The organism is Halorussus gelatinilyticus (assembly GCF_023238445.1).
Classification (GTDB): domain Archaea; phylum Halobacteriota; class Halobacteria; order Halobacteriales; family Haladaptataceae; genus Halorussus; species Halorussus gelatinilyticus.
In genome coordinates this window covers 1,035,812-1,054,357 of record NZ_CP096658.1, presented here as the reverse complement: position 1 = coordinate 1,054,357, position 18,546 = coordinate 1,035,812, and the positions used below count along the sequence as shown (strand labels likewise).

21 protein-coding genes are annotated in these 18,546 nt (G+C 67.8%); 11 read left to right on the top strand and 10 right to left on the bottom strand.

Features of this window, described 5'->3' with window-relative positions; genetic code table 11:
* Nucleotides 1-447, top strand: a complete 447-nt coding sequence (locus M0R88_RS05510) for a GNAT family N-acetyltransferase (protein WP_248655959.1) — start codon at nucleotides 1-3, stop codon at nucleotides 445-447.
* Between the two features lie 187 nt (nucleotides 448-634).
* Nucleotides 635-838, top strand: a complete 204-nt coding sequence (locus M0R88_RS05505; protein ID WP_248655958.1) for a hypothetical protein — start codon at nucleotides 635-637, stop codon at nucleotides 836-838.
* On the opposite strand, the gene M0R88_RS05500 is transcribed toward M0R88_RS05505, so the two are convergent.
* Nucleotides 835-2,235, bottom strand: coding sequence for a phosphoglucomutase/phosphomannomutase family protein (locus M0R88_RS05500; RefSeq protein WP_248655957.1), 1,401 nt, complete (start codon nucleotides 2,233-2,235; stop codon nucleotides 835-837). The genes M0R88_RS05505 and M0R88_RS05500 overlap by 4 nt on opposite strands.
* Before the next feature lie 124 nt (nucleotides 2,236-2,359).
* On the opposite strand from M0R88_RS05500, the gene M0R88_RS05495 reads away from it, so the two are divergent.
* On the top strand, nucleotides 2,360-3,595 hold the full coding sequence (locus tag M0R88_RS05495; protein ID WP_248655956.1) for an MFS transporter: 1,236 nt from the start codon (nucleotides 2,360-2,362) through the stop codon (nucleotides 3,593-3,595).
* 31 nt (nucleotides 3,596-3,626) lie between these two features.
* Here M0R88_RS05495 and M0R88_RS05490 read toward each other — a convergent pair whose 3' ends face one another.
* Nucleotides 3,627-4,265, bottom strand: coding sequence for a helix-turn-helix domain-containing protein (locus M0R88_RS05490; RefSeq protein WP_248655955.1), 639 nt, complete (start codon nucleotides 4,263-4,265; stop codon nucleotides 3,627-3,629).
* Between the two features lie 108 nt (nucleotides 4,266-4,373).
* Between M0R88_RS05490 and M0R88_RS05485 the strand changes: the two genes are divergently transcribed.
* The 3 genes from M0R88_RS05485 to M0R88_RS05475 all read left to right on the top strand — a co-directional run bounded on the left by M0R88_RS05485 (nucleotide 4,374) and on the right by M0R88_RS05475 (nucleotide 7,293).
* Nucleotides 4,374-5,693: a cytochrome P450 gene (locus M0R88_RS05485; RefSeq protein WP_248655954.1), complete on the top strand. Its 1,320-nt coding sequence runs from the start codon at nucleotides 4,374-4,376 to the stop codon at nucleotides 5,691-5,693.
* A gap of 79 nt (nucleotides 5,694-5,772) precedes the next feature.
* Nucleotides 5,773-6,387, top strand: coding sequence for an NADPH-dependent FMN reductase (locus M0R88_RS05480; protein WP_248655953.1), 615 nt, complete (start codon nucleotides 5,773-5,775; stop codon nucleotides 6,385-6,387).
* Between the two features lie 6 nt (nucleotides 6,388-6,393).
* The gene (locus tag M0R88_RS05475; protein WP_248655952.1) at nucleotides 6,394-7,293 is read left to right on the top strand and encodes an SDR family oxidoreductase; all 900 of its coding nucleotides are present in this window, start codon (nucleotides 6,394-6,396) and stop codon (nucleotides 7,291-7,293) included.
* Between the two features lie 3 nt (nucleotides 7,294-7,296).
* Here M0R88_RS05475 and M0R88_RS05470 read toward each other — a convergent pair whose 3' ends face one another.
* The 3 genes from M0R88_RS05470 to larB form a co-directional block, all read right to left on the bottom strand.
* Nucleotides 7,297-7,560: a GIY-YIG nuclease family protein gene (locus M0R88_RS05470; RefSeq protein ID WP_248655951.1), complete on the bottom strand. Its 264-nt coding sequence runs from the start codon at nucleotides 7,558-7,560 to the stop codon at nucleotides 7,297-7,299.
* Nucleotides 7,561-7,617: 57 nt separating this feature from the next.
* Nucleotides 7,618-7,773, bottom strand: a complete 156-nt coding sequence (locus tag M0R88_RS18800) for a DUF7563 family protein (RefSeq protein ID WP_438267198.1) — start codon at nucleotides 7,771-7,773, stop codon at nucleotides 7,618-7,620.
* 198 nt (nucleotides 7,774-7,971) lie between these two features.
* Nucleotides 7,972-8,751, bottom strand: a complete 780-nt coding sequence (larB, locus tag M0R88_RS05465; RefSeq protein WP_248655950.1) for a nickel pincer cofactor biosynthesis protein LarB — start codon at nucleotides 8,749-8,751, stop codon at nucleotides 7,972-7,974.
* A gap of 180 nt (nucleotides 8,752-8,931) precedes the next feature.
* Here larB and M0R88_RS05460 point away from each other — a divergent pair, with 180 nt between their 5' ends.
* Nucleotides 8,932-9,099: a DUF1931 family protein gene (locus tag M0R88_RS05460; protein ID WP_135827695.1), complete on the top strand. Its 168-nt coding sequence runs from the start codon at nucleotides 8,932-8,934 to the stop codon at nucleotides 9,097-9,099.
* Nucleotides 9,100-9,226: 127 nt separating this feature from the next.
* On the opposite strand, the gene rpiA is transcribed toward M0R88_RS05460, so the two are convergent.
* Nucleotides 9,227-9,913 carry a ribose-5-phosphate isomerase RpiA gene (rpiA, locus tag M0R88_RS05455; protein WP_248655949.1) on the bottom strand — a complete coding sequence of 229 codons (687 nt, stop codon included), beginning with the start codon at nucleotides 9,911-9,913 and terminating at the stop codon, nucleotides 9,227-9,229.
* Nucleotides 9,914-10,048: 135 nt separating this feature from the next.
* Here rpiA and M0R88_RS05450 point away from each other — a divergent pair, with 135 nt between their 5' ends.
* Nucleotides 10,049-10,846 (top strand): ABC transporter ATP-binding protein, encoded by a 798-nt coding sequence (locus M0R88_RS05450; RefSeq protein WP_248655948.1) that lies wholly within the window; start codon nucleotides 10,049-10,051, stop codon nucleotides 10,844-10,846.
* Nucleotides 10,846-12,090, top strand: coding sequence for an ABC transporter permease (locus M0R88_RS05445; RefSeq protein WP_248655947.1), 1,245 nt, complete (start codon nucleotides 10,846-10,848; stop codon nucleotides 12,088-12,090). Before M0R88_RS05450 ends, M0R88_RS05445 begins: the two co-directional genes overlap by 1 nt.
* A gap of 33 nt (nucleotides 12,091-12,123) precedes the next feature.
* On the opposite strand, the gene M0R88_RS05440 is transcribed toward M0R88_RS05445, so the two are convergent.
* Complete coding sequence (locus M0R88_RS05440; protein ID WP_248655946.1) at nucleotides 12,124-12,426, bottom strand: amphi-Trp domain-containing protein; 303 nt, start codon at nucleotides 12,424-12,426, stop codon at nucleotides 12,124-12,126.
* A 96-nt stretch (nucleotides 12,427-12,522) separates the two neighbouring features.
* Between M0R88_RS05440 and M0R88_RS05435 the strand changes: the two genes are divergently transcribed.
* Both M0R88_RS05435 and M0R88_RS05430 read left to right on the top strand, forming a co-directional pair.
* Nucleotides 12,523-12,831 carry an ArsR/SmtB family transcription factor gene (locus M0R88_RS05435; RefSeq protein ID WP_248655945.1) on the top strand — a complete coding sequence of 103 codons (309 nt, stop codon included), beginning with the start codon at nucleotides 12,523-12,525 and terminating at the stop codon, nucleotides 12,829-12,831.
* Between the two features lie 246 nt (nucleotides 12,832-13,077).
* Complete coding sequence (locus M0R88_RS05430) at nucleotides 13,078-14,394, top strand: hypothetical protein (RefSeq protein ID WP_248655944.1); 1,317 nt, start codon at nucleotides 13,078-13,080, stop codon at nucleotides 14,392-14,394.
* Nucleotides 14,395-14,502: 108 nt separating this feature from the next.
* Here the strand turns inward: M0R88_RS05430 and M0R88_RS05425 are convergent, their stop codons facing one another.
* From M0R88_RS05425 to M0R88_RS05415, 3 genes are all read right to left on the bottom strand, one after another.
* Nucleotides 14,503-15,636 carry an ORC1-type DNA replication protein gene (locus M0R88_RS05425; protein WP_248655943.1) on the bottom strand — a complete coding sequence of 378 codons (1,134 nt, stop codon included), beginning with the start codon at nucleotides 15,634-15,636 and terminating at the stop codon, nucleotides 14,503-14,505.
* Between the two features lie 301 nt (nucleotides 15,637-15,937).
* Nucleotides 15,938-17,980 (bottom strand): P-loop NTPase family protein, encoded by a 2,043-nt coding sequence (locus M0R88_RS05420; protein WP_248655942.1) that lies wholly within the window; start codon nucleotides 17,978-17,980, stop codon nucleotides 15,938-15,940.
* 154 nt (nucleotides 17,981-18,134) lie between these two features.
* Nucleotides 18,135-18,461, bottom strand: coding sequence for a hypothetical protein (locus M0R88_RS05415; RefSeq protein ID WP_248655941.1), 327 nt, complete (start codon nucleotides 18,459-18,461; stop codon nucleotides 18,135-18,137).
* Nucleotides 18,462-18,546: the final 85 nt, after the last annotated feature.

Sequence of the window (18,546 nt, the reverse complement as noted above, 5' to 3'; positions counted from 1 at the left end):
ATGGTCCGAATCACCCGTGCCACCGCCGACGATCGACTGGGCGTCCGGCGCGTCCTCGACGCCGCGATGCTGGACGTCCGCGACGACCTCCGCGAGCGCGTCGCCGCCGGGGACGTGTTGGTGGCGAGCGAGGGCGACGAGGACTCCGGCGAGCGCGAGACGCCGGTTCTCGGTGCGCTGGTTCTCGTGCCTCTGAGCGACGACGCGCCGGACGCGTCCGGCGACGAGGCCGCGCACATCGACGCCGTGGCGGTCAGGCGCGCCCGCCGGGGCCGGGGCGTCGGGACCGCACTGGTCCGCGCCGCGGCCGCGCACCGCGCCCGTCTGACCGCCGAGTTCGACCCCGGCGTCCGCCCGTTCTACGACGCGCTCGGCTTCGAGATTTCGCCGGTCGAGGGGGATGACGATAGGCTTCGCGGGCGCTACGACGCCGACGGGGCCGACTGACCGGGAGTGACGCGACGCCGACTGTTGCCAGTCGCGTCCGGCGGCCGGTATCGAAGTCTCAGACGATGGTGTATAATTGTGAAAGGAATACGGATGATTGTCAAGCGCGTCTGTGTCAACGTCTGTGCGCCGAAACGCGCCGAACGAGTCCAACAGACCCAACTTCCCCGACGCCCCCAGACTCGGTATGGACGAGCAACGACGCCGACGAGTCGCCGTCGTCTGGACCGCGTTCGCGGCCGTGATGGCCTACGTCACGCTCGCCGGCGGGTTCGCGGCCGACGCGAGCGACCTGCTCGGAGCGGTCGCGGTGCTGATGGGTCTCGGACTGGCCTACGTCTACTACGCGAATCCCAATGGAGTGTTGAACTTCGGCGAGAGCGACGCTTAGACTAACGGTTCGACCAACTCGCGTCCCGCGTTCAGCAACGCCTCGACGCGTTCCTCGCTCGCGGCCTCGGCGTAGACGCGCATCTTCGGTTCCGTCCCGCTCGGGCGCACCAGCAGCCACGACCCGTCTTCGAGCAGAATCTTGAACCCGTCGGTGTCGTTGACCTCCTCGACGCGCTCGCCCGCCACTTCCTCGGGGAGTTGGGCTTCGAGGTCGGCCAGCACGTCCTGCTTGCGGTCATCGGGGCAGTCCACGCTGATTTTACTCTGGTGAATCTCGCCGAACTCCGAGAGAAGCGCGTCCACGCGGTCGTCGTAGGAGCGCTCGCTCTCGACCGCGCCTGCGAGCAGCGCCATCAGCACGCCGTCCTTCTCGCGGACGTGGCCCCGAATCGAGAACCCGCCCGACTCCTCGCCGCCGATGAGCGCGTCGTGTTCGCCCATCGCCTCGGCGACCCACTTGTAGCCGACCGCGGTCTCGACTATCTCCTCGCCGTGGGCCTCGGCCACGCGGTCCACGAGGAAGGTAGTCGAGACGGTCCGGACCGCCGGGCCGGAGTCGTCTTCGAGCAGGTAGTCGTACGTCGCCGCGAAGAAGAGGTTCTCGTCGAGGAAACCGCGGTCGGGCGTCACGACGGCGATTCGGTCCGAATCGCCGTCGTTGGCGATGCCGAGGTCGGCGTCGCGCTCGCGGACCTCCTCGACGAGGCCCTGCAGGTTCTCGGCGCTGGGTTCGGGGTTCGTGCCGCCGAACTCGGCGTCCTGCTCGCAGCGCCGCCGGTGGACGGTCGCGCCGGCACGTTCGAGCAGTTCGTCGGTGAACCCGCGGCCCGACCCGTGCATCGCGTCGTAGACGACTTCGAGGTCGTCCAGCGTCTCGTCCTCGTCGGGACCGACGCCCACCACGTCGAAGGCGTGGTCGGCGTAGGGTTCCAGCAGGTCCTCCTCGCGGACGCTCCCCTGCTCGTCGTCGGGGAGCGCGCGGGGTTCGGCGATGCGGGCCATGATTTCGTCGGTCACTTCGGGCAGGGCGGGCGCGGCGTCGTGGGGGAAGAACTTCACGCCGTTGTAGTTCGGCGGGTTGTGACTCGCCGAGACGACGAGTGCGCCCGCCAACTCGCGGTCCGCGATAGTCCAGACCGCCAGCGGCGTCGGGCAGTCCCGCGGCGGAATCAGCGCGTCGAACCCGTTGGCCGCCAGCACGCGACACAGCTCCTCGGCGAACCCGCGCGAGGTCTCGCGGGCGTCGTAGCCGACCGCGACCGTGCCGCCGTCGCGGTCCTCGACCTCTCGCAGGTAATCGGCGACTGCCTGCCCGACCATCCGGACGCGCGGTGCGGTGAACTCGTCGAGCGTCGCTCGCCAGCCGTCGGTTCCGAACGAAATCGGCGTCTCCATACCCGACACGTCGCCTCCCCCGCCGAAAAAACCTCCGCGTGGCAGGGTCGCACGAACGTGAAACCGAGGCTACAAAAAAGAGTTTCTGCCGACAGTTTTGTACGCCGGGTCTGTAGGGCGACCAGTGAGACTCGCGGAGACCCTCCCGACGGGCAACGTCGCCAAGTACTACCTCTATCGCGCGTCGATGGCCGCGGGGTTCACGACGCCCATCTGGTACTATTACATCGAGGTCAACGTCGAGTCCTACGCGCTCGTGGGCGCTGTGGACGCCGTCTGGTGGGCCGGTCTCCTCCTGTTCGAGATTCCCACCGGCATCGTCGGCGACCGCATCGGTCGCCGGAACGGCCTCCTGCTCGCCAGCGGACTCGTCACCGTCGCGCAGGTGGCGATGGCCGCCTCCAGCGAGTTCGTCCACTTCGCGGTCGTGATGGGGTTCTGGGCGTTCGCCTCGACGTTCCGGTCCGGAACCGCCGACGCGTGGCTCTACGACACGCTGAAAGCCCGGACGAACGAGGACGAGTTCGCGGCGGTCCGGGGACGGGGCAACGCCGTGATGTACGTCGTGACGGGCGCGACCGGCATCCTCGGGGGGTACATCGCCGACGCGTGGATGCCCGCCGCCTACCTCGTTTCGGCTTGCGTGACCGCGCTGAGCGTCCCCGTCCTGTTGTCGTTCCCCGAATCGACGCCCGGACGCGAAGGGGCCGACGAGGGCGACGCCGACGACGCCGAGCAGTTCACCGTCGTGGACGCGCTCCCGATCGTCCGCGAGGAGTTCTCGAAGCCGCCGCTCCGGTCGTTCGTCCCCTATCTCGGTCTCTTCGTCGGCGTCTACTGGGGCGTCAACTTCTTCGTCCAACCGTTCAGCGTCGAGACGCTCGGGCTGTCGGTCAGTTCGGTCGGGTGGCTCTACGGCGGGTTCACCGCGGTCGCCGCGGCGGTCAGCTACCGGACCGACGCGATTCGGTCGGTCGTCGGCATCCGGCGGTGGTTCCTCCTCGCGCCGCCGCTCCTCGGCGCGCTGTTCGTCGGGGTCGCGCTCGTTCCGGCGACGGCGATTCCCGTCTTCCTCCTCATGCGCGCCTCCCGCGGCGTGACGATGCCGCTGGCCAACCAGTACGTCAACGACCACGTCGAATCGGTCGGGCGGGCGACGGTGCTGAGCGCCGCGGGGATGGTCTACAACGTCGTCACCATCCCCTTCGAACTCGGCGCGGGCCACCTCGCCGACGCGCTCGGCATCGTCCCGACCATCGGTCTCTTCGGGGGGATTTTGGTGGTCGGGTCGGCGGCGTTCCTCGCCGCCGGGTCGCCGCTCGCCGACCGACGGGCGGCTCCCGAGGAGTCGGCGGGCTGATTCGCCGGTCACACCGTCTCCGTCGCCTCCGTCACCGCTCGCGGGCGAACTGCGCGAACACCCGCGACTCTATCTTCCGGAGGTGTTCGCCCGCGGTACTCGGCGAGATGCCGAGTTCGTCGGCCACCTCGTCGTGGGTCGCCCGCCGGGGGTCCTCGTAGTAACCCAGTTCGAGCGCGACCGACAGCACCTCGCGCTGGCGCTGGGTGAGACGGGCGAACAGGTCGTCGGCCCGCGGCGGGCGCTCGCCGGTCTCCAGCAGTTCGACCTCGTAGTAGTCGGTGTCGGTCGGTACCGCGTCGGCGAACGCGGCCTCGTCGCCGACGAAGGTTATCTCTCGCGCGCCGTCGGGGAGCGCCTCGATGGGCATCTCTATCATCAGTTCGGAGTCGCGGAACGCCGCCAGCGTCTCCTCGACGCGCTCGTTCGGTTCGAAGTGGACGTAGGCGTACCAGTTGCCTTCGGCCCCGGTGACGGCGTAGTCGTCGACGAACTCGCTCTCGGCGAGGAGTCGCTCGTAGCGGTCCCGGTCGCCGCTCGCCTCGGCCAGCAACACGCCGGTGCCGTCTCCCAGCAGTTCGATGCGGTGGACTCGCTCGCGCTCGACGCCCTTGACCTCGGCGAGGCGCGCGCCGAGCGGATGGTCCCCCGCTCCTTCGGTCGGCGTCACTCGAACTCGGGCGTACCGCATTGGTGCGTCCGCCTACGCCGGTCGCTTATAAAGAAGCCGCGGATTCACGGCAGCAGAGTCAGGGCCGACCGGGACCTCTCTTCGAACGTGACGACGAAACCACCGCCGGGACCGCGCGGCCTGCCAGTGGTCGGCAACACCCATCAGTGGGCGCGCGACCCCTGCGACTTCCGCGAGCGGTGCGCCGAGGAGTACGGTCGGGTGGTCAACTACGAGATAATCGGCTGGGACGCCTACATGTTGACCGACCCCGACGACGTGAAGCGAGTGCTGGAGGACACCGACACGTTCCCGAAGCACGACAGCAGCACCGACAAACTCCGGGAAATCGTCGGCGACGGACTGCTCACCAGTGGCGGCGACCTGTGGGAGCGCCAGCGCGAGGCCATCCAACCGGCGTTCTTCCTGAGCCACATCGAGAACTACGCCGAAATCATGGTCGAACGAACCGCGGACACCACCGACCGCTGGCGCGACGGCGGGACGGTGGACCTTCGCGACGAGATGATGCGCACGACCCTCGAAATCCTGGTCGAGGCGATGTTCGGCGAGGACATCGACCTCCAAGCGCGCGGCATCTACGACGCGGTCGAGGCGATGCAGCGACCGCTGAAGCCGCAGAATCAACCGGTCACCTTTCTCGCGCCCGACTGGGCACCCGTGCCCTTCCTGCGGCGGGCGAACCGTGCGCGCGACCACCTCGACGCGCAGGTGTACGACGTCCTCGACGCGCGCCGGCGCGCCGACGCCGACCGCGACGACCTGCTGGCGATGTTGCTGGACGCGGACGCCGAGATGGACGCCGAGCAGATACGCGACGAGATGCTGACGTTCCTGTTCGCCGGCCACGAGACCACCGCGCTCACGCTGACCTACGTCTGGGACCTCCTGTCGCGCAACCCCGACGCGGAGGCCAGACTCCACGACGAACTCGCCGAGGTCGTGGACGGCCGTCCGACCATCGAAGACGTGTTCGAGTTCGAGTACGCCGAGGCTGTCGTGAAAGAGGCGATGCGCCTCTACCCGCCCGCCCACGAGATTCGGCGCGAACCCGCCGAGGCCGTGACGTTCGGCGAGTACGAGGTGCCCGAAGGCTCGATGGTCCTCCTGCCGACGTGGGTCCTCCACCGCGACGACAGATTCTGGGACGACCCCGAGACGTTCCGGCCGGAGCGATTTCTGGACGGCGAGGGACGGGCCGACCGCCCCGAGTACGCCTTCTTCCCGTTCGGCGGCGGACCGCGCCGGTGCATCGGCCAGCAGTTCGCCATGGTGGAGGCCCAACTCGTGCTGGCGACGATGGCCCGCGAGTGGACGCTCGATAGGAACTACGGCGACCTCGAACTCTCGGCGGCGGTCACGCTCCAACCCAAAGGCGACGTGCCGGTGACGACCGAGCGTCGGTGACCCCGGTATTCTCTCCGAATAATTACAAAAACCGCCTTCCGGAAACTGTTTTTCCGTCCGGACCCGTAGAACGGGCAAGATGAACGGAACACCCGTCGTCGTCGCGCTCGCCGGGAGCATGCGCGACGGAAGCTACACCCGCGCCGCCCTGCGACACGCCCTCGACGCGGCGGCCGAGCGCGGTGCCGACACCGAACTGCTGGACGTGCGCGAGTACGACCTCCCCGTCTTCGACCCCGACGAGGAGGAACCCGAGGCCGCGACCGAACTCAAGCGCGAGATTCGGGAGGCCGACGCGGTCCTCTGGGGGAGTCCGGTCTACCACGGGTCGTACTCCGCGGCCTTCCGGAACGTCCACGACTACTGCGGATTCGACGAGTACGAGGACACCACGGTCGGCCTGCTGGCCTCGGCCGGCGGCGGGTCGTTCGCCAGCACGCTCGACCACATGCGCGTGACAGCCCGCGGGGTCCACGCGTGGGTCCTGCCACATCAGGTCGGCATCCGGAACGCCCGGAACAAGTTCGAGGACGGCGAAATCACCGACGAGGACATCGAGGAGCGCGTCCGGAAACTCGGCCAACAGGCCGTCGAGTACGCCTTCATCCACCCCGACGTGACCGCGCCCGACGCGGGCGTGGACGAGACCACGAGCGCGGAGACCGACGGCGGACGGACCGAAGCCGACGACTGACCCGCCGTGAACCGAGTCGCCCTCCTGACCGGAGCCACGAGCGGTATCGGCCGCGAGGCCGCCCTCCGACTCGCCGACCGCGGCTGGACCGTCCTGTTCACCGGCCGGGACCGCGAGGCCGGACGGGAGGTCCGCTCGGCGGTCCGGGACGCCCACCCCGACGGCGACGGCGAGTTCTACCGCGCGGACTTCGCGGAGTTCGACGCGGTCCGGGAGTTGGCCCGCGAGGTCCGGGCCGACTACGACCGCCTCGACGCGCTGGTGAACAACGCCGGGACCTCCCGGAGCGAGCGCTGGACCACGGCGGAGGGAATCGAACTCACGTTCGCCGTCAACCACCTCGCACCCTTTCTGTTGACGAACCTCCTCGCGTCACGCCTGCGCGAGAGCGCGCCCGCACGAGTCGTCACCACGAGCAGCGCGCTCCACGAGGGCGGGTCGCTCGCGGACCTCGAATCGGTCGTCCGCGGCGAGAACTTCGACGGACTCGACGCTTACGCCGACTCGAAGCTGGCGAACGTCCTGTTCACTCGCGAGTTGGCCGCCCGACTCGACGGCACCGGCGTCACCGCCAACTGCGTCCATCCGGGGTGGATTCCTCACACCGACCTCGTTCGGAACGCCACGGGCTTCTCCCGGTTGTTCACGAGCGCGGCCGCCCTCGTCGCCACCGTCGCGCCCGTCGGCCCCTTCGAGAGCGTCGAGGGGGCCGCCGAGGCGCTGGTCTATCTGACGACGAGCGACGCGGTGGCCGACGTGTCTGGCGCGTACTTCGACCGAAAAGAGCGGTCGTCGGCCGCGTCCGCGGCCGACGACCCGGACCTCCGGCGACGACTCTGGGAGCGAAGCGCGGAACTGGTCGGCCTTCCGGCGTCGGTGCCGGAAGGCGACGTACTGCGCGACTGAAATTCACTCGCCGTCCGCGTCCTCCTCGACCAACTCCTCTTTCTGTCGCCGCGACAACTGCTTGACCTCGTACTCGCGGGACATCGCCGCCGACTTCGAGTCGAAGCGCTCGGTGTGGACCAACTCGACCGGGGTGCGTCCGCGGGTGTACTTCGCGCCCTCGCCGCGGTCGTGTTCGCGGACGCGTCGCTCGACGTCCGTCGTGTAACCCGTGTAAAAACTGCCGTCAGCGCACTCGACGACGTACACCCAGTGGTGGACCGTCACGCCCTACAGGCTTCGCGTGGTGGTTCTTATCTGTTTGGTTCCCGCCCGTTCGGCGGGCTATGCTCTCGCCTCTCTGGCGCGTTGACGCGCGACTTCGGCGATTCCGGCGTTCGCCGAGCACGAGACGCACGCTCGGACTTGGCCGTCCTCGTCGGCGAACACTCGAACGAATCGCTCGGAGATGTGCGCGCCGCAGTGGTCACACTTTGGCATTGGGTTTCATCTGGCAGGGTCACTGCCAGTACTCCACTCTTCGCGCCCGACCATCAAAAATCCTTCCCAAGTCGAAATCTCTTTTTCGGAAACGCAAAGAACGTTTCCGGTAATTGTGGTTCAATTTCGCGAGAGTAACTGAAAAACGCCGGTTGTAACAACCCGTTGTATCGCGGTAAGGCAACGTGTCGGCGGAAATTACTCGTCGTCGTCCTCGCCTCTAGCGCTACCCACCGCTCGGGCGATCAACCCGGCTTGCGCGCCCGCGACGAATCCGGCGTCCACGTTGACCACCGACAGGACCGAGCAGGACTGGAGCATCCCCGCCAGCGCGGCCTCCCCCTCGCCGCCGTAGCCGTAGCCGGTCGAGACCGGCAGGCCGATGACCGGCGTGTTCACCAGTCCCGCGACCACGGTCGGGAGCGCGCCCTCCCGGCCCGCCGCGACGACCAGCACGTCGGTCTCGCGCAGGCGGTCGAGCTGGTCCACGATGCGGGTCAGTGCCGCGACGCCGACGTCCTCGACTCGCTCGACGGTCGCGCCCATCTCCCCGGCGACGACGGCGGCCTCGCCCGCGGGAATCGCGTCGCTCGTGCCCGCGGTGACGACGCCGACGGTCGCGGCCACGTCCGGCGGTTCGAAGTCGGCGTCGTGGGCGACGACGACGCCCGACCGCTCGTGGACCGTCACCTCGGCCGCGGGGTGGTCGTCGGCGAGTCGCGTCCGGACCGCGCGCTGCTGGTCATCGTCGGTTCGCGTCACGATGGCCCGGCCCGTCGTCTCGACCGCCGTCGCGGCGAGCGACGCGGTCTCCGCGGCCGTCTTGCCGTCGCCCAGAATCGCCTCTGGGACGCCTCTCCGGGTCTCTCGCGCGGCGTCGAACCGCCCCGCGTCGTCGGTCGCGTAGCCGGCGAGTCGCGCCTCGGCGTCGGCCGGACTCACTTCGCCCGCCGCAACTGCTTCGAGTAGTTCGCGCATGTCCGACTCTGGGCACTCTACGTACTCCTATCCTCCGACCCGCGGAACCGGCGGCACACAACCCGATAGTATTTATACTTTTTGGCCCTCCTGATAGATGACCGGGAATTGAACGACAGCGGGCCGTTCGCCCGTAGATTTGAGAAGCTTTATTAGGAGTGGCAGGAAAGGAAAGTTCGTATGGCAGACCTCATCGTCAAAGCAGCTGTCAAGGACGCACTGGACGACAAGAACGTGGCGTCGGACTTCTACGACGCCCTCGACGACCGCGTCGACGAACTCCTCGACGAGGCCGCCCGCCGTGCCGAGGCCAACGACCGAAAGACCGTCCAGCCCCGCGACCTGTAAACCGGGAACCCGCCACGTTTCTTTTATCGCGTCCGATACCTCGTAGCTCGTAGCTTCTGATACGGTTCGAGGTGGAGAGTAGACGGCGTAACTCCGAGTGCGAACTACGGAGTTGGCGCGGACGCGCTCAGAACTCCTCGACCTCGACGCCGTCCTCGCGGCCGACGTGAATCTCGTCGGCCATCCCGACGAACAGGCCGTGTTCGACCGCGCCGGGGAGCGCGGCGAGGTCCGTCGCTAGCTCCGCCGGATTCGGAATTTCGCCGAAGTCGCAGTCAAGCACCAGATTCCCGTTGTCGGTCACGACCGGGCCGTCCTTGCGCTCGGCGCTCCGGAGCGTCGGCGACCCGCCGAGCGCCCGAATCTCGGCCGCGACGGTCGTCCGCGCGTCCGGCAGGACCTCGACGGGGACCGGGTGGTCGAGTCGCTCGGCCTCCTTGCTCGGGTCCGCGACCACCAGCAGGCGGTCGGCCGCCGCGTCTACGATCTTCTCGCGGGCGTGGGCCGCGCCGCCGCCCTTCACGAGGTGCGGGCCGGAGAACTGGTCGGCCCCGTCGATGGCGAGGTCCACGGCGTCGGTCTCGTCCAGCGTCGTGAGCGGCATCCCGGCCTCCTTCGCCAACTCCCGCGACTGGAACGAGGTCGGGATTCCGCGCGCGTCGAGACCGCTATCGACCTTCCGGCCGATGGCTCGAATCGCGTGAGCCGCGGTCGAACCCGTGCCGAGACCGACGACCGCGCCGTCCTCGACCGCCTCGGCCGCGCTCTCGCCCGCGGCACGCTTCTCCGCGTCGCTTCCGCCCGTCGATTTCATGCTCGCACGTCGGTCGCCGCGGGTAAAAAGTCTGGTCGAAGGCCGTCGCCCTCCGGAGGCGGTCCGAACAACGGAACGTTTCCCGCCGCAACGGGCGCTAGTGTTTTGACACGCCCGACCGTACTACACTCGACAATGGCTGCCAGCGACTCGGACGCCGAGTCCGACGCGGAGGAGGGGCCGGAGACGGGGGACGCCGACGCCGAGACCCGAGGGACGCCCGAGGCGGCGGTGGAACTCCGAGACGTGCGCAAGACCTACTTCCTCGGCGAACCGGTCCACGCGCTCGACGGGGTGGACATCTCGATTCCCCGCGGCTCGTACACGTCCGTCATGGGACCGAGCGGGTCGGGCAAGAGTACTCTGCTCAACCTCATCGGTTGCCTCGACACGCCGACCGAGGGCGAGGTCTGGGTCAACGGTCGGGAGACCTCCGAACTCAGCCAGCGCGACCGCACGACGGCACGGGGCGAGGAGATCGGCTTCGTCTTCCAGACGTTCAACCTGATGCCGAAACTCACAGCCGCGGAGAACGTCGCGCTCCCGCTGGTCTTTCAGGGCGTCTCGAAGAGCGAGCGCATCGACCTCGCCGAGGAGTTGCTCGACGAGGTCGGACTCGGCGACCGGGGCGACCACCGCCCGAACGAACTGTCGGGCGGCCAGCGCCAGCGGGTCGCCATCGCCCGCGCGCTGGCGGCCGACCCCGCCATCATCCTCGCGGACGAGCCGACCGGGAACTTGGACAGCGAGACGGGTAAGCAGATTATGGGCCTGTTCCAGCGGCTCCACGACGAGGGCAACACCATCCTGATGGTGACTCACGAGCGGCCCATCGCGGAACACTCCGAGCGCGTGATTCACGTCCTCGACGGGACCGTCGAGAAGGTCGAGGAGATAGAGTCGCCCCGGCGCGTCGAGTCGGAACTGCCCTGATGGAGTTCGCAGAGAGCCTCCGCTTCAGTTGGCGGTCCATCAAGAGCCACAAACTCCGCTCGACGCTGACGACGCTCGGCATCGTCATCGGCGTCGCGGCGGTCATCACCTTCGTCACGCTCGGCACCAGCCTCCGGGCCGACGTTCTGGGACAGGTCGGCGCGGACCGCACGCCCAACGTCTACGTCTGGGCCGGTCCCGAGGGCCAAGAGGGCGGGCCGGGTGCCGGCTCACAACCGGTCTTCACGACGAGCGACGTGGACGCGCTCCGGAACGTCTCGGGCGTCGAATCGGTGATTCCGAGGGGCGTGGTACCCACCGCGGCCGTCTCGGCGGGCGGCGAGACGGTCGCCCAGCGACAGGTCGTCGCCACCTCGCCGAGCTACTTCGACGACGGCGCGTTCGTCGAGGGCCGAGCCTTCCGGCAGGGGTCGCGCGAGGTCGTGTTGAACCAGCAGGCCGCGAATCTCTTCGACCCCGCACTCGGCGTCGGCCAGAACGTCACGCTGCGGCTGGCCTCGGGCGACTCCATCGAGGCGGAGGTCGTCGGCCTGCTCAACGGCTCGTCGGGCGGCGGGGCCTTCGAGGGACTCGGCAGCTCTCAGCCGCTCGTCTTCGTGCCGACCGACCCGTTCTACCGGACGACCATCGAGAGTCCGACGACCGGCGAGAGCCAGCGCGTCTACCCCACGCTCACGGTCGTCGCCGAGGACTTCGAGGCGGTCCCGCGAGTAAAGACGGGCGTACGGTCGTACCTCGAAAACCGCTCGGACGCGGCCCGGCTCGTGCCCGACGACTACGCCTTCTCGGTCGAGACCGACCAAGACCTCGTGGACCGGATAAAGGAACTGCTCACGACGCTCACGAACTTCATCACCGGCATCGCGGTCATCTCGCTCGTCGTCGGCTCCATCGGCATCGCCAACATTATGCTCGTCTCGGTCACCGAGCGCACCAAGGAGATCGGCATCATGAAATCGGTGGGCGCGCAGAACCGCGACATCCTCCAACTGTTCCTGCTGGAGGCCGTGATGCTCGGCCTGTTCGGTGCCCTACTCGGCATCCCGGTCGGCATCGGCGGAGCCTACGCCGCGGGTGAGTACATCGGCCTGAGCCTCGTCCTGCCCTACGAGTGGTTCGCCGTCGCTGTGGCGGTCGGGATTCTCGTCGGCGTGGTCGCGGGACTCTACCCCGCGTGGAGCGCCGCGAAGACCGACCCCATCGACGCGCTCCGGTACGAGTGAGCGGGCGTGCGAGCGGACGAGCCGACGATTTCCTCACTCCACGCTCAACTCCTCGCCGCCCCGGGGTTCGGTGAACTCCAACTCGACTTCCAACTCGGACTCGCGCCCCCCGGCGAACTCGACCTCGATTTCGACCGGTTCGCGGTACTCGAAGGGAATCTCCCACTCTTGGGAGGAGAGCGTCAGGCTCGTGTCGTTCTCTATCTGGTCGGCCAAATCCCGCAGGAAGTCGGCGGTCGCCGCCCGAGAGAGGTGAATCTCGCGCTCGAAGAAGCCGTCGGTAACGGTGGTTCGCTGTCGGTCCCTGTCGTCCGGAAGCTCGACCCTGTCGTCCATGCCGGCGTCTTCGCTCCGGCGCGCCTAATGCCGTCCGGCCGCCAGCGCCCTTCACTCGCCCGGTCACTTTTCCCGACCGACGCCGAATTGAGTGTCGTGTCGCTCATCGACCTGCTCGGGAGCAAGGCCCGAATCGAAATAATCCGGGAACTCTCGCGGGAACCGCAGTACGTCTCGCAACTCGCGGAGACGGTCGGGATGGACGGCAAGACCGCGGTCCACCACCTCTCGAAGATGGAGGACGCCGGACTCGTCGCGCACTACGAGCGGGGCAACCGGAAGTACTACTATCTCGCCAAGACCGTCGAGTTGCGGGCCGCACCGCCGCCGGAGCGGACCTTCGTCCTCCAGACCGGCGAGCGTCGCGACGACCCCACCGCCGCCGGGTCCGCGACCGACGATTGACGTGTCCGAAAACCCGAACGAACGGCCGAATTGCGTCGCTTCGCGCTATCTAACGGCTACCCTAACGACAGACCGCTTACTGTAACAAGCTGTTATCGACCGAATACAACCGGTCGGACGCGGACGGTTTCGAACCGTCCCGTCGCGGGGTGTTTTCGATTGCCGAGCGGGAAAACCCGGCTTATTTGCGTGAACGGTCCGAACGGTATCTCCGATTTATTCCAGTGTCCGGATTAGAACTGCGGCGTGAGAAGCATGAAACGGCGTCAGTTCGGCGCGATGCTCGCAACCGCAACGTTCTCGATCGGAGGCGTATCGAGCGCGGCGGCCGACGCATCGGCACAGGAGACGGAACCGTTGCAGATCGAAGACGTGTCCGTGGACCTCGGCGAGGCGACCGCGTCGGTCGGCCGCGCTACGTTCCGCTATCAGAACGGCACGATGCGGTTGCAGTTGAACGACTGGTCGATGGAGACCGGGAGCAAGTCGCTGTCGATAGCCCGCGCACGCGTCGACGTGAGCGACGTGTCGGCCGAGACCTACGCGACGGTCAGGGCGGCGATGGTCGAGGCCTACGAGGGGCAGTCGCTGTCGCCGTTGCTCTCCGCGCTCGCGGAGGCCGACGTCGATCCGGAGAGCGGTATTCAGGTCACGCTCGGCCCGGTCCGGACCGACGGTACGCTCCTCGCGAACAAGGTCGTCGCGACCGGCACGGTCGGGAACGTCGTCCCCTCGGGGACCCGCGACCTCTTGACGGGCGGCGCATCGCTGTCGGCGCTCGCGTCGCTCGGCGCCTCGAAGTGGAGCGAACTCAGTATCAAGCGTCGCAACGCCACGCTCACGGCCAATGACGTGACGATGCAACTCGACGGCACGACGTTCGCCATCTCCTCGCCCAGCGGCACTGCGAAGGTCTCTAGCCGGACGTTCGAGTTCAGCGACCTGACGCTGAACATCATGCCGCCCGAGACGATTCCCGCGCCGCACGTCCAGTTCCTCTCGCAGGTGCGCCAGTTGGGTGCCGATGGGAACCTCACCCTCTCGGCCATCAAGTCGGCCGCGGCCGACGCCGGCGTCACCGTCGCCAACACGCTCGACGCGATTCGGAGCGCGATGTACGAACTGTCGTTCGGTCAGGTCACGGAGAACGGCGAGGAGATCGCCTCGAACTTCCAGACCAGCGGCACGGTCGCCGAACTGATGCAGACGGTGCGCAAGCAGGCCGGGATGGACCAGCAGACCGGGGACCAGCAGGACGACCAACAGGACGACGACCAGCAGGACGACGACCAAGCGCAGGACGGCCAACTGTCGAAGGTGGCCGTCGTCTCCAGTCCGAACACCGACGAGCAGATGAACTACGTCTTCGAGGTGACGGGCGACCTCGAGAACCTCGAACCGAACGAGGACGGCGGCGCGGCGGTCGATCTCATCTCCGAGACCGACGGCCGAGTCCGCGTCGAGGGGACCGTCGGCGAGGGCGACGACCGGTTCGCTTTCTCCGGCGACCTCATCGAGGTCGACGTACCGGACGCGGTGCAGATAGAGACCTCCGAGCGGTAAGTCGCTCGCTACCGATACACTCGTTTTTCTTTCGACCGAGCGAACTCGTCGGCGGTGCTGGTTCCTCGTAGAATCCCGTAACGCCGAATTCAGTCACGCCGAGTCGCTTCAGTTCCCTTCCAGCCGATTCAGCACGGCCTCGGGCTCGTAGCGCAGGGAGAGCTGGCGCGAACGTCCGCGGCCCTCGACGTTGGTGTAGGTCGCGTCGATGATGTCGAGTTGGTCGAGCTTGTTGATAATCTCGGAGTAGCGCGTGTAACCCAGCCCGGTCTGCTCGTGGAAGGCGTCGTACACGTCGCCGGCGCGCTCGCCGTCGTGCCGGGCGATGACTTCGAGGAGTTCGATTTCGCTGTCCGAGAGCGCCTGTAGGCTGTGGCTCAGGTGGACGTACTTGGACTTCTCGTAGGCCTCTTCCACGTCCTCGATGCTGACGGTTCGACTCGCGCGCATCTCGGCGTTCAGCCCCGCGCGCCGGAGCAAGTCGATGCCGACCCGCAAATCGCCGCTCTCGGCGGTGAGTTCGGCCACCTCGTCCAGCACCTCGGTCGAGACGACGCCCTCGTGGAAGCCGCGCTCGACGCGCTCGCGGAGGATGTCCGCGATCTCCTCGTTGTCGTACACCGGGAAGTAGACCTCTTCGGGTCGGAAGACGCTCTGGACGCGGCCGTCCAGGTCCTCGATGACGTCCAAGTTAAGGTCCGAGGAGACGACGATGACGCCGATTTTCGCGCCGGAGTGGGCCTCGTGCGCCCGGAGCAAGGAGTAGAGCGTGTCGGAGGCCTCGCCCTCGTAGAAGAGGTAGTTCACGTCGTCGAGCGCGACCACAAGCACCTCGTCCTCTTCGACCAGTTTCTCGGTAATCTGGCGGAACAGCTTCTTGAACGAGATGCCCGACGAGGGCGGTTCGTACTCGAAGATGCCCTCGAAGACCCGCGAGAACACCGAGTAGCGCGTCGAATCGACCTGACAGTTCACGCGGACGGTCCGCACGTCGGTCTGGGCCCCGAGTTCGCCGAACACCTTCTGGACCGCCGTGGTCTTGCCGGTTCCGGGCGGGCCGCGGGCGATGACGTTGAGGGGGCGCGAACCGCGGGCGGCGGGGCGGAGCGCGTACTTCAGGCTCCGCATCTCGCTTTCGCGGTGGGCGAACGTCTCGGGGACGTAATCTATCTCGAAGACGTGTTCGTCCCGGAACACGGACTCGTCCCACGAGAGCATCCCCTCCTCGGGGTCGTCTGCCATCACTTTCACCTCGCTGTCCCAGCTACTTAACCTTTCGGCAGCCGAAAATATTAAACGGAAGAGGGGTCCAACGCGCCGATTCGCGGCCTCTCGGTGCACCCCCGACGACTTCGGCCGACGGTGTATCAGACGGCGGACCTCTCCGGCCGCGAGGAAGTCGTCGGCTCGACGGTCGGCGTCTCGTCTCCTTTCGGCCCTCCGTTTCCGGTGGAGCGGCGCACACCTCGTTTCCAGTGAAGCGACGCATCTCGTTTCCAGGAAAATCGGCAACGAAATATCGACTGCTACGGCGTATCCGTCTCTAAAACTTCTCTAGGAGTCTGTCGTAGAACTCCCCGTCCGAGTCCCCGGCCAGCTTTTCCACGATGAGTTCCGGTGTCGAACGAGCGAGGTGATTCTTCACCGGCGAGCGGTTCACGACCAACTCGCCGTTCTCCAACCCCTTCGCCTCGATGCCGTCCACCGGCACGTCGTAGTCGGCCATCTCCCGAATCTCGGCGGCGAGGTGCGAGACGAACACGCCGGTCACGTCGCGGCCGCGCAGTTCTTCGAGGATTCCGGCGATAATCTTGGCGCTCGCGCCGGGTTCGGTGATGCTCTCCAGTTCGTCCACGAGGACGAGGCGGTCCGCGCCGCCCGACCCGTCCGCGCGACTCGCCGACCCGCCGCCGGACGACCGACCGCCGGTCGCCAGCCCCGCGAACTCTCGGAGGGTGGACTCGAAGGCCCCGGCGTCCAGCGTCCCCTGCGTCTTGGCGTGGTAGTGGAGTTCGCCGAAGCGCTCGATGCGGACCGACTCCGCGGGCACCGGCAGGCCCATGTGAGCCAAGATCGCGACGAGCGCGACCAGGTCCAGCGTCGAGGTCTTCCCGCCGCTGTTGACCCCCGAGAGGAGCGCGACGCCCGACACGTCGTAGTCCACCGGTTCGACCGCCGCGAACTCCACGTCCAGCAGAGGCGACCGGCCGCCGACGATTTCGAAGCCCGAGTCGCTCGACTCCGCCGCGTCGTCTCCGACGAACTCGGGCATCACGCAGTCGAAGTCCTCGGCGAAGCGCTCCACGGCCAACTCCACGTCGAGTTCGAGCGCGGTCCGGACCAACTTCTCGGCGTCTTCGCGGCGGTCCGCGAGGTCGGCGGCGAGTTCGCGCTTCCGGCTGGCGGCCCGACGGTCCTTCGCGGCCTGCAAGTCGTCGCGCAGGCGCGAGACGACCTCCTCGTCGCGCTCGACCGGGAAGGTCGGCTCCTCGGGGAACGCTCGGCGTGCGACCTCTGCCTCGCCCGTGTCCAAGTCCAGCGAGTCGATGAGTTCCTCGCGGGCCTGCTCGACCGCGGCGGCGTACTCGTCGCTCAGTTCCCGCGAGAGCAGCGAATCGACGCCCGCGCCCTGTTCGACCAGCGAGAGCAGATCCGAGCCTTCGACCGTCACGTCCTGCTCCTCGATGGCCTCGCGAAGCGCGTCGTTGGCGACGCTCTCGGCGGTCGAGACCGCGGCGTCGAGGTCGTCCACGGCGCGCGAGAGGCGGTCCAGTTCCTCGTCGCCGACGACGGTGCCCTCCGAATCGACGCGCGCCAGCGTCTCCTCCAAGGCGTCCAAGTCCAGCGGCGGGTCGATGTCCGCGGCGCGGTGGACTCGCGCGGCCGCCTGCAAGCACTCGCGGTTCGCGGCGTAGAACGCCAGCACGCGCTCGGGCACGACCTCGGCGGGCCGGTCGAGCGCGTCGGGTTCGACGCGCACGTCGCCCTCGACGGCCACGCCCGCGAACTCCTCGTCCAGCGCGACCACGGTCGAGTAGCCCCGCGCGAGGTCCGCGAGGTCCCGAGCGTCCTCGACCACTTCGACGCTCAACTCCGGCATCGCCTCCTTCGCCTCGCTGTAGCGCTCGGCGTCGGTCGTCGCCAGACAGCGGTCCCGAACCGACACGTCGCGGGGCGGCGAGAGCGGTTCCACGTCGGCGAGCGCGTCCAGTACCTCGGGGTCGGGCGTCCGTTCGAGCGCCGACTCTGTGAACTCGCGGGCCTCCTCGACGCGCGAGGCGACGCCGCTGGGGTAGAGCGTTTCGAGGCGCTTCTCGCCGTAGCTCGTGACCGTCCGGGCTTTGAGCAGGCCGAGCGCGTCGCGGTATATCTCCTTCGCGCGGTCGGTCGCCAGAAAGCCGCCGGGGTCGTCGTGACGCCGACGGACGGCACCGCGCGCGATGGCCGCCGCTCGGCCCTCGGTGATGCCGGGGGCGCTGGCGAGTTCGGCCACGTCGCCGGTCTCCAGCGCGCGCTCGGGGTCGTCCAACTCCGAGAGCGCCGCCGCCGTCTTCGACCCGACGCCCGGTATCGCCTCCAACTCCATCGAGCGCGACTTCTCGCGTCGAGGATAAAAAACGTTCGCGGAACGACCCCGGACGAATCTCGGCAGATGGGGTAGGGTCTCCCGGACGCGCACGGCGCTCGTCGGTCGAGCGCGACCGCAACGCCGCCGAGAAACGCCGGGACGCGCTCCCGGCTTACGCACAGGAGAACGAACCGCAGTCTCCCGCACAGCAACCGGACTTCTCCCATCCGCTACAACTGCCGTCGGCGCAGTAGCGTCGGTACTCCTGACAGTCGCTTCCCGAGCAGCAGGCGAAGTCCTCGCACTTGTACTCCCAACCGCCCTCGGGAGAGACTCCGTCGCTCTGGGTCGGGGCCTCGGACCGGTCCGCCGGAACTTCGGTCGGGTCGGCGTCGGCCCCGCTCGCGGCCACGACGCCGCTCGCGCCCAGCGCGAGACCGGTCGCACCGATGCTCTTTAGCATTCGACGCTTGCTCGTGCTGTCGTTATCGGGTGACATGCGTGAAATAATCACGCAGGTTCAGGAATAAAAATAGTTATCGAAGCGAATGTAATGAAAATCCAACCTGTCTGCGAGTTCCCGC

What these genes read in the sequence shown, in the direction of transcription:
- M0R88_RS05510 (WP_248655959.1), top strand. Translation starts at nt 1, where the DNA reads ATGGTCCGAATCACCCGTGCCACCGCCGACGATCGACTGGGCGTCCGG.
- M0R88_RS05505 (WP_248655958.1), top strand. Translation starts at nt 635, where the DNA reads ATGGACGAGCAACGACGCCGACGAGTCGCCGTCGTCTGGACCGCGTTC.
- M0R88_RS05500 (WP_248655957.1), bottom strand. Translation starts at nt 2,235, where the DNA reads ATGGAGACGCCGATTTCGTTCGGAACCGACGGCTGGCGAGCGACGCTC.
- M0R88_RS05480 (WP_248655953.1), top strand. Translation starts at nt 5,773, where the DNA reads ATGAACGGAACACCCGTCGTCGTCGCGCTCGCCGGGAGCATGCGCGAC.
- M0R88_RS18800 (WP_438267198.1), bottom strand. Translation starts at nt 7,773, where the DNA reads ATGCCAAAGTGTGACCACTGCGGCGCGCACATCTCCGAGCGATTCGTT.
- larB (WP_248655950.1), bottom strand. Translation starts at nt 8,751, where the DNA reads ATGCGCGAACTACTCGAAGCAGTTGCGGCGGGCGAAGTGAGTCCGGCC.
- M0R88_RS05460 (WP_135827695.1), top strand. Translation starts at nt 8,932, where the DNA reads ATGGCAGACCTCATCGTCAAAGCAGCTGTCAAGGACGCACTGGACGAC.
- rpiA (WP_248655949.1), bottom strand. Translation starts at nt 9,913, where the DNA reads ATGAAATCGACGGGCGGAAGCGACGCGGAGAAGCGTGCCGCGGGCGAG.
- M0R88_RS05450 (WP_248655948.1), top strand. Translation starts at nt 10,049, where the DNA reads ATGGCTGCCAGCGACTCGGACGCCGAGTCCGACGCGGAGGAGGGGCCG.
- M0R88_RS05445 (WP_248655947.1), top strand. Translation starts at nt 10,846, where the DNA reads ATGGAGTTCGCAGAGAGCCTCCGCTTCAGTTGGCGGTCCATCAAGAGC.
- M0R88_RS05440 (WP_248655946.1), bottom strand. Translation starts at nt 12,426, where the DNA reads ATGGACGACAGGGTCGAGCTTCCGGACGACAGGGACCGACAGCGAACC.
- M0R88_RS05425 (WP_248655943.1), bottom strand. Translation starts at nt 15,636, where the DNA reads ATGGCAGACGACCCCGAGGAGGGGATGCTCTCGTGGGACGAGTCCGTG.
- M0R88_RS05420 (WP_248655942.1), bottom strand. Translation starts at nt 17,980, where the DNA reads ATGGAGTTGGAGGCGATACCGGGCGTCGGGTCGAAGACGGCGGCGGCG.
- M0R88_RS05415 (WP_248655941.1), bottom strand. Translation starts at nt 18,461, where the DNA reads ATGTCACCCGATAACGACAGCACGAGCAAGCGTCGAATGCTAAAGAGC.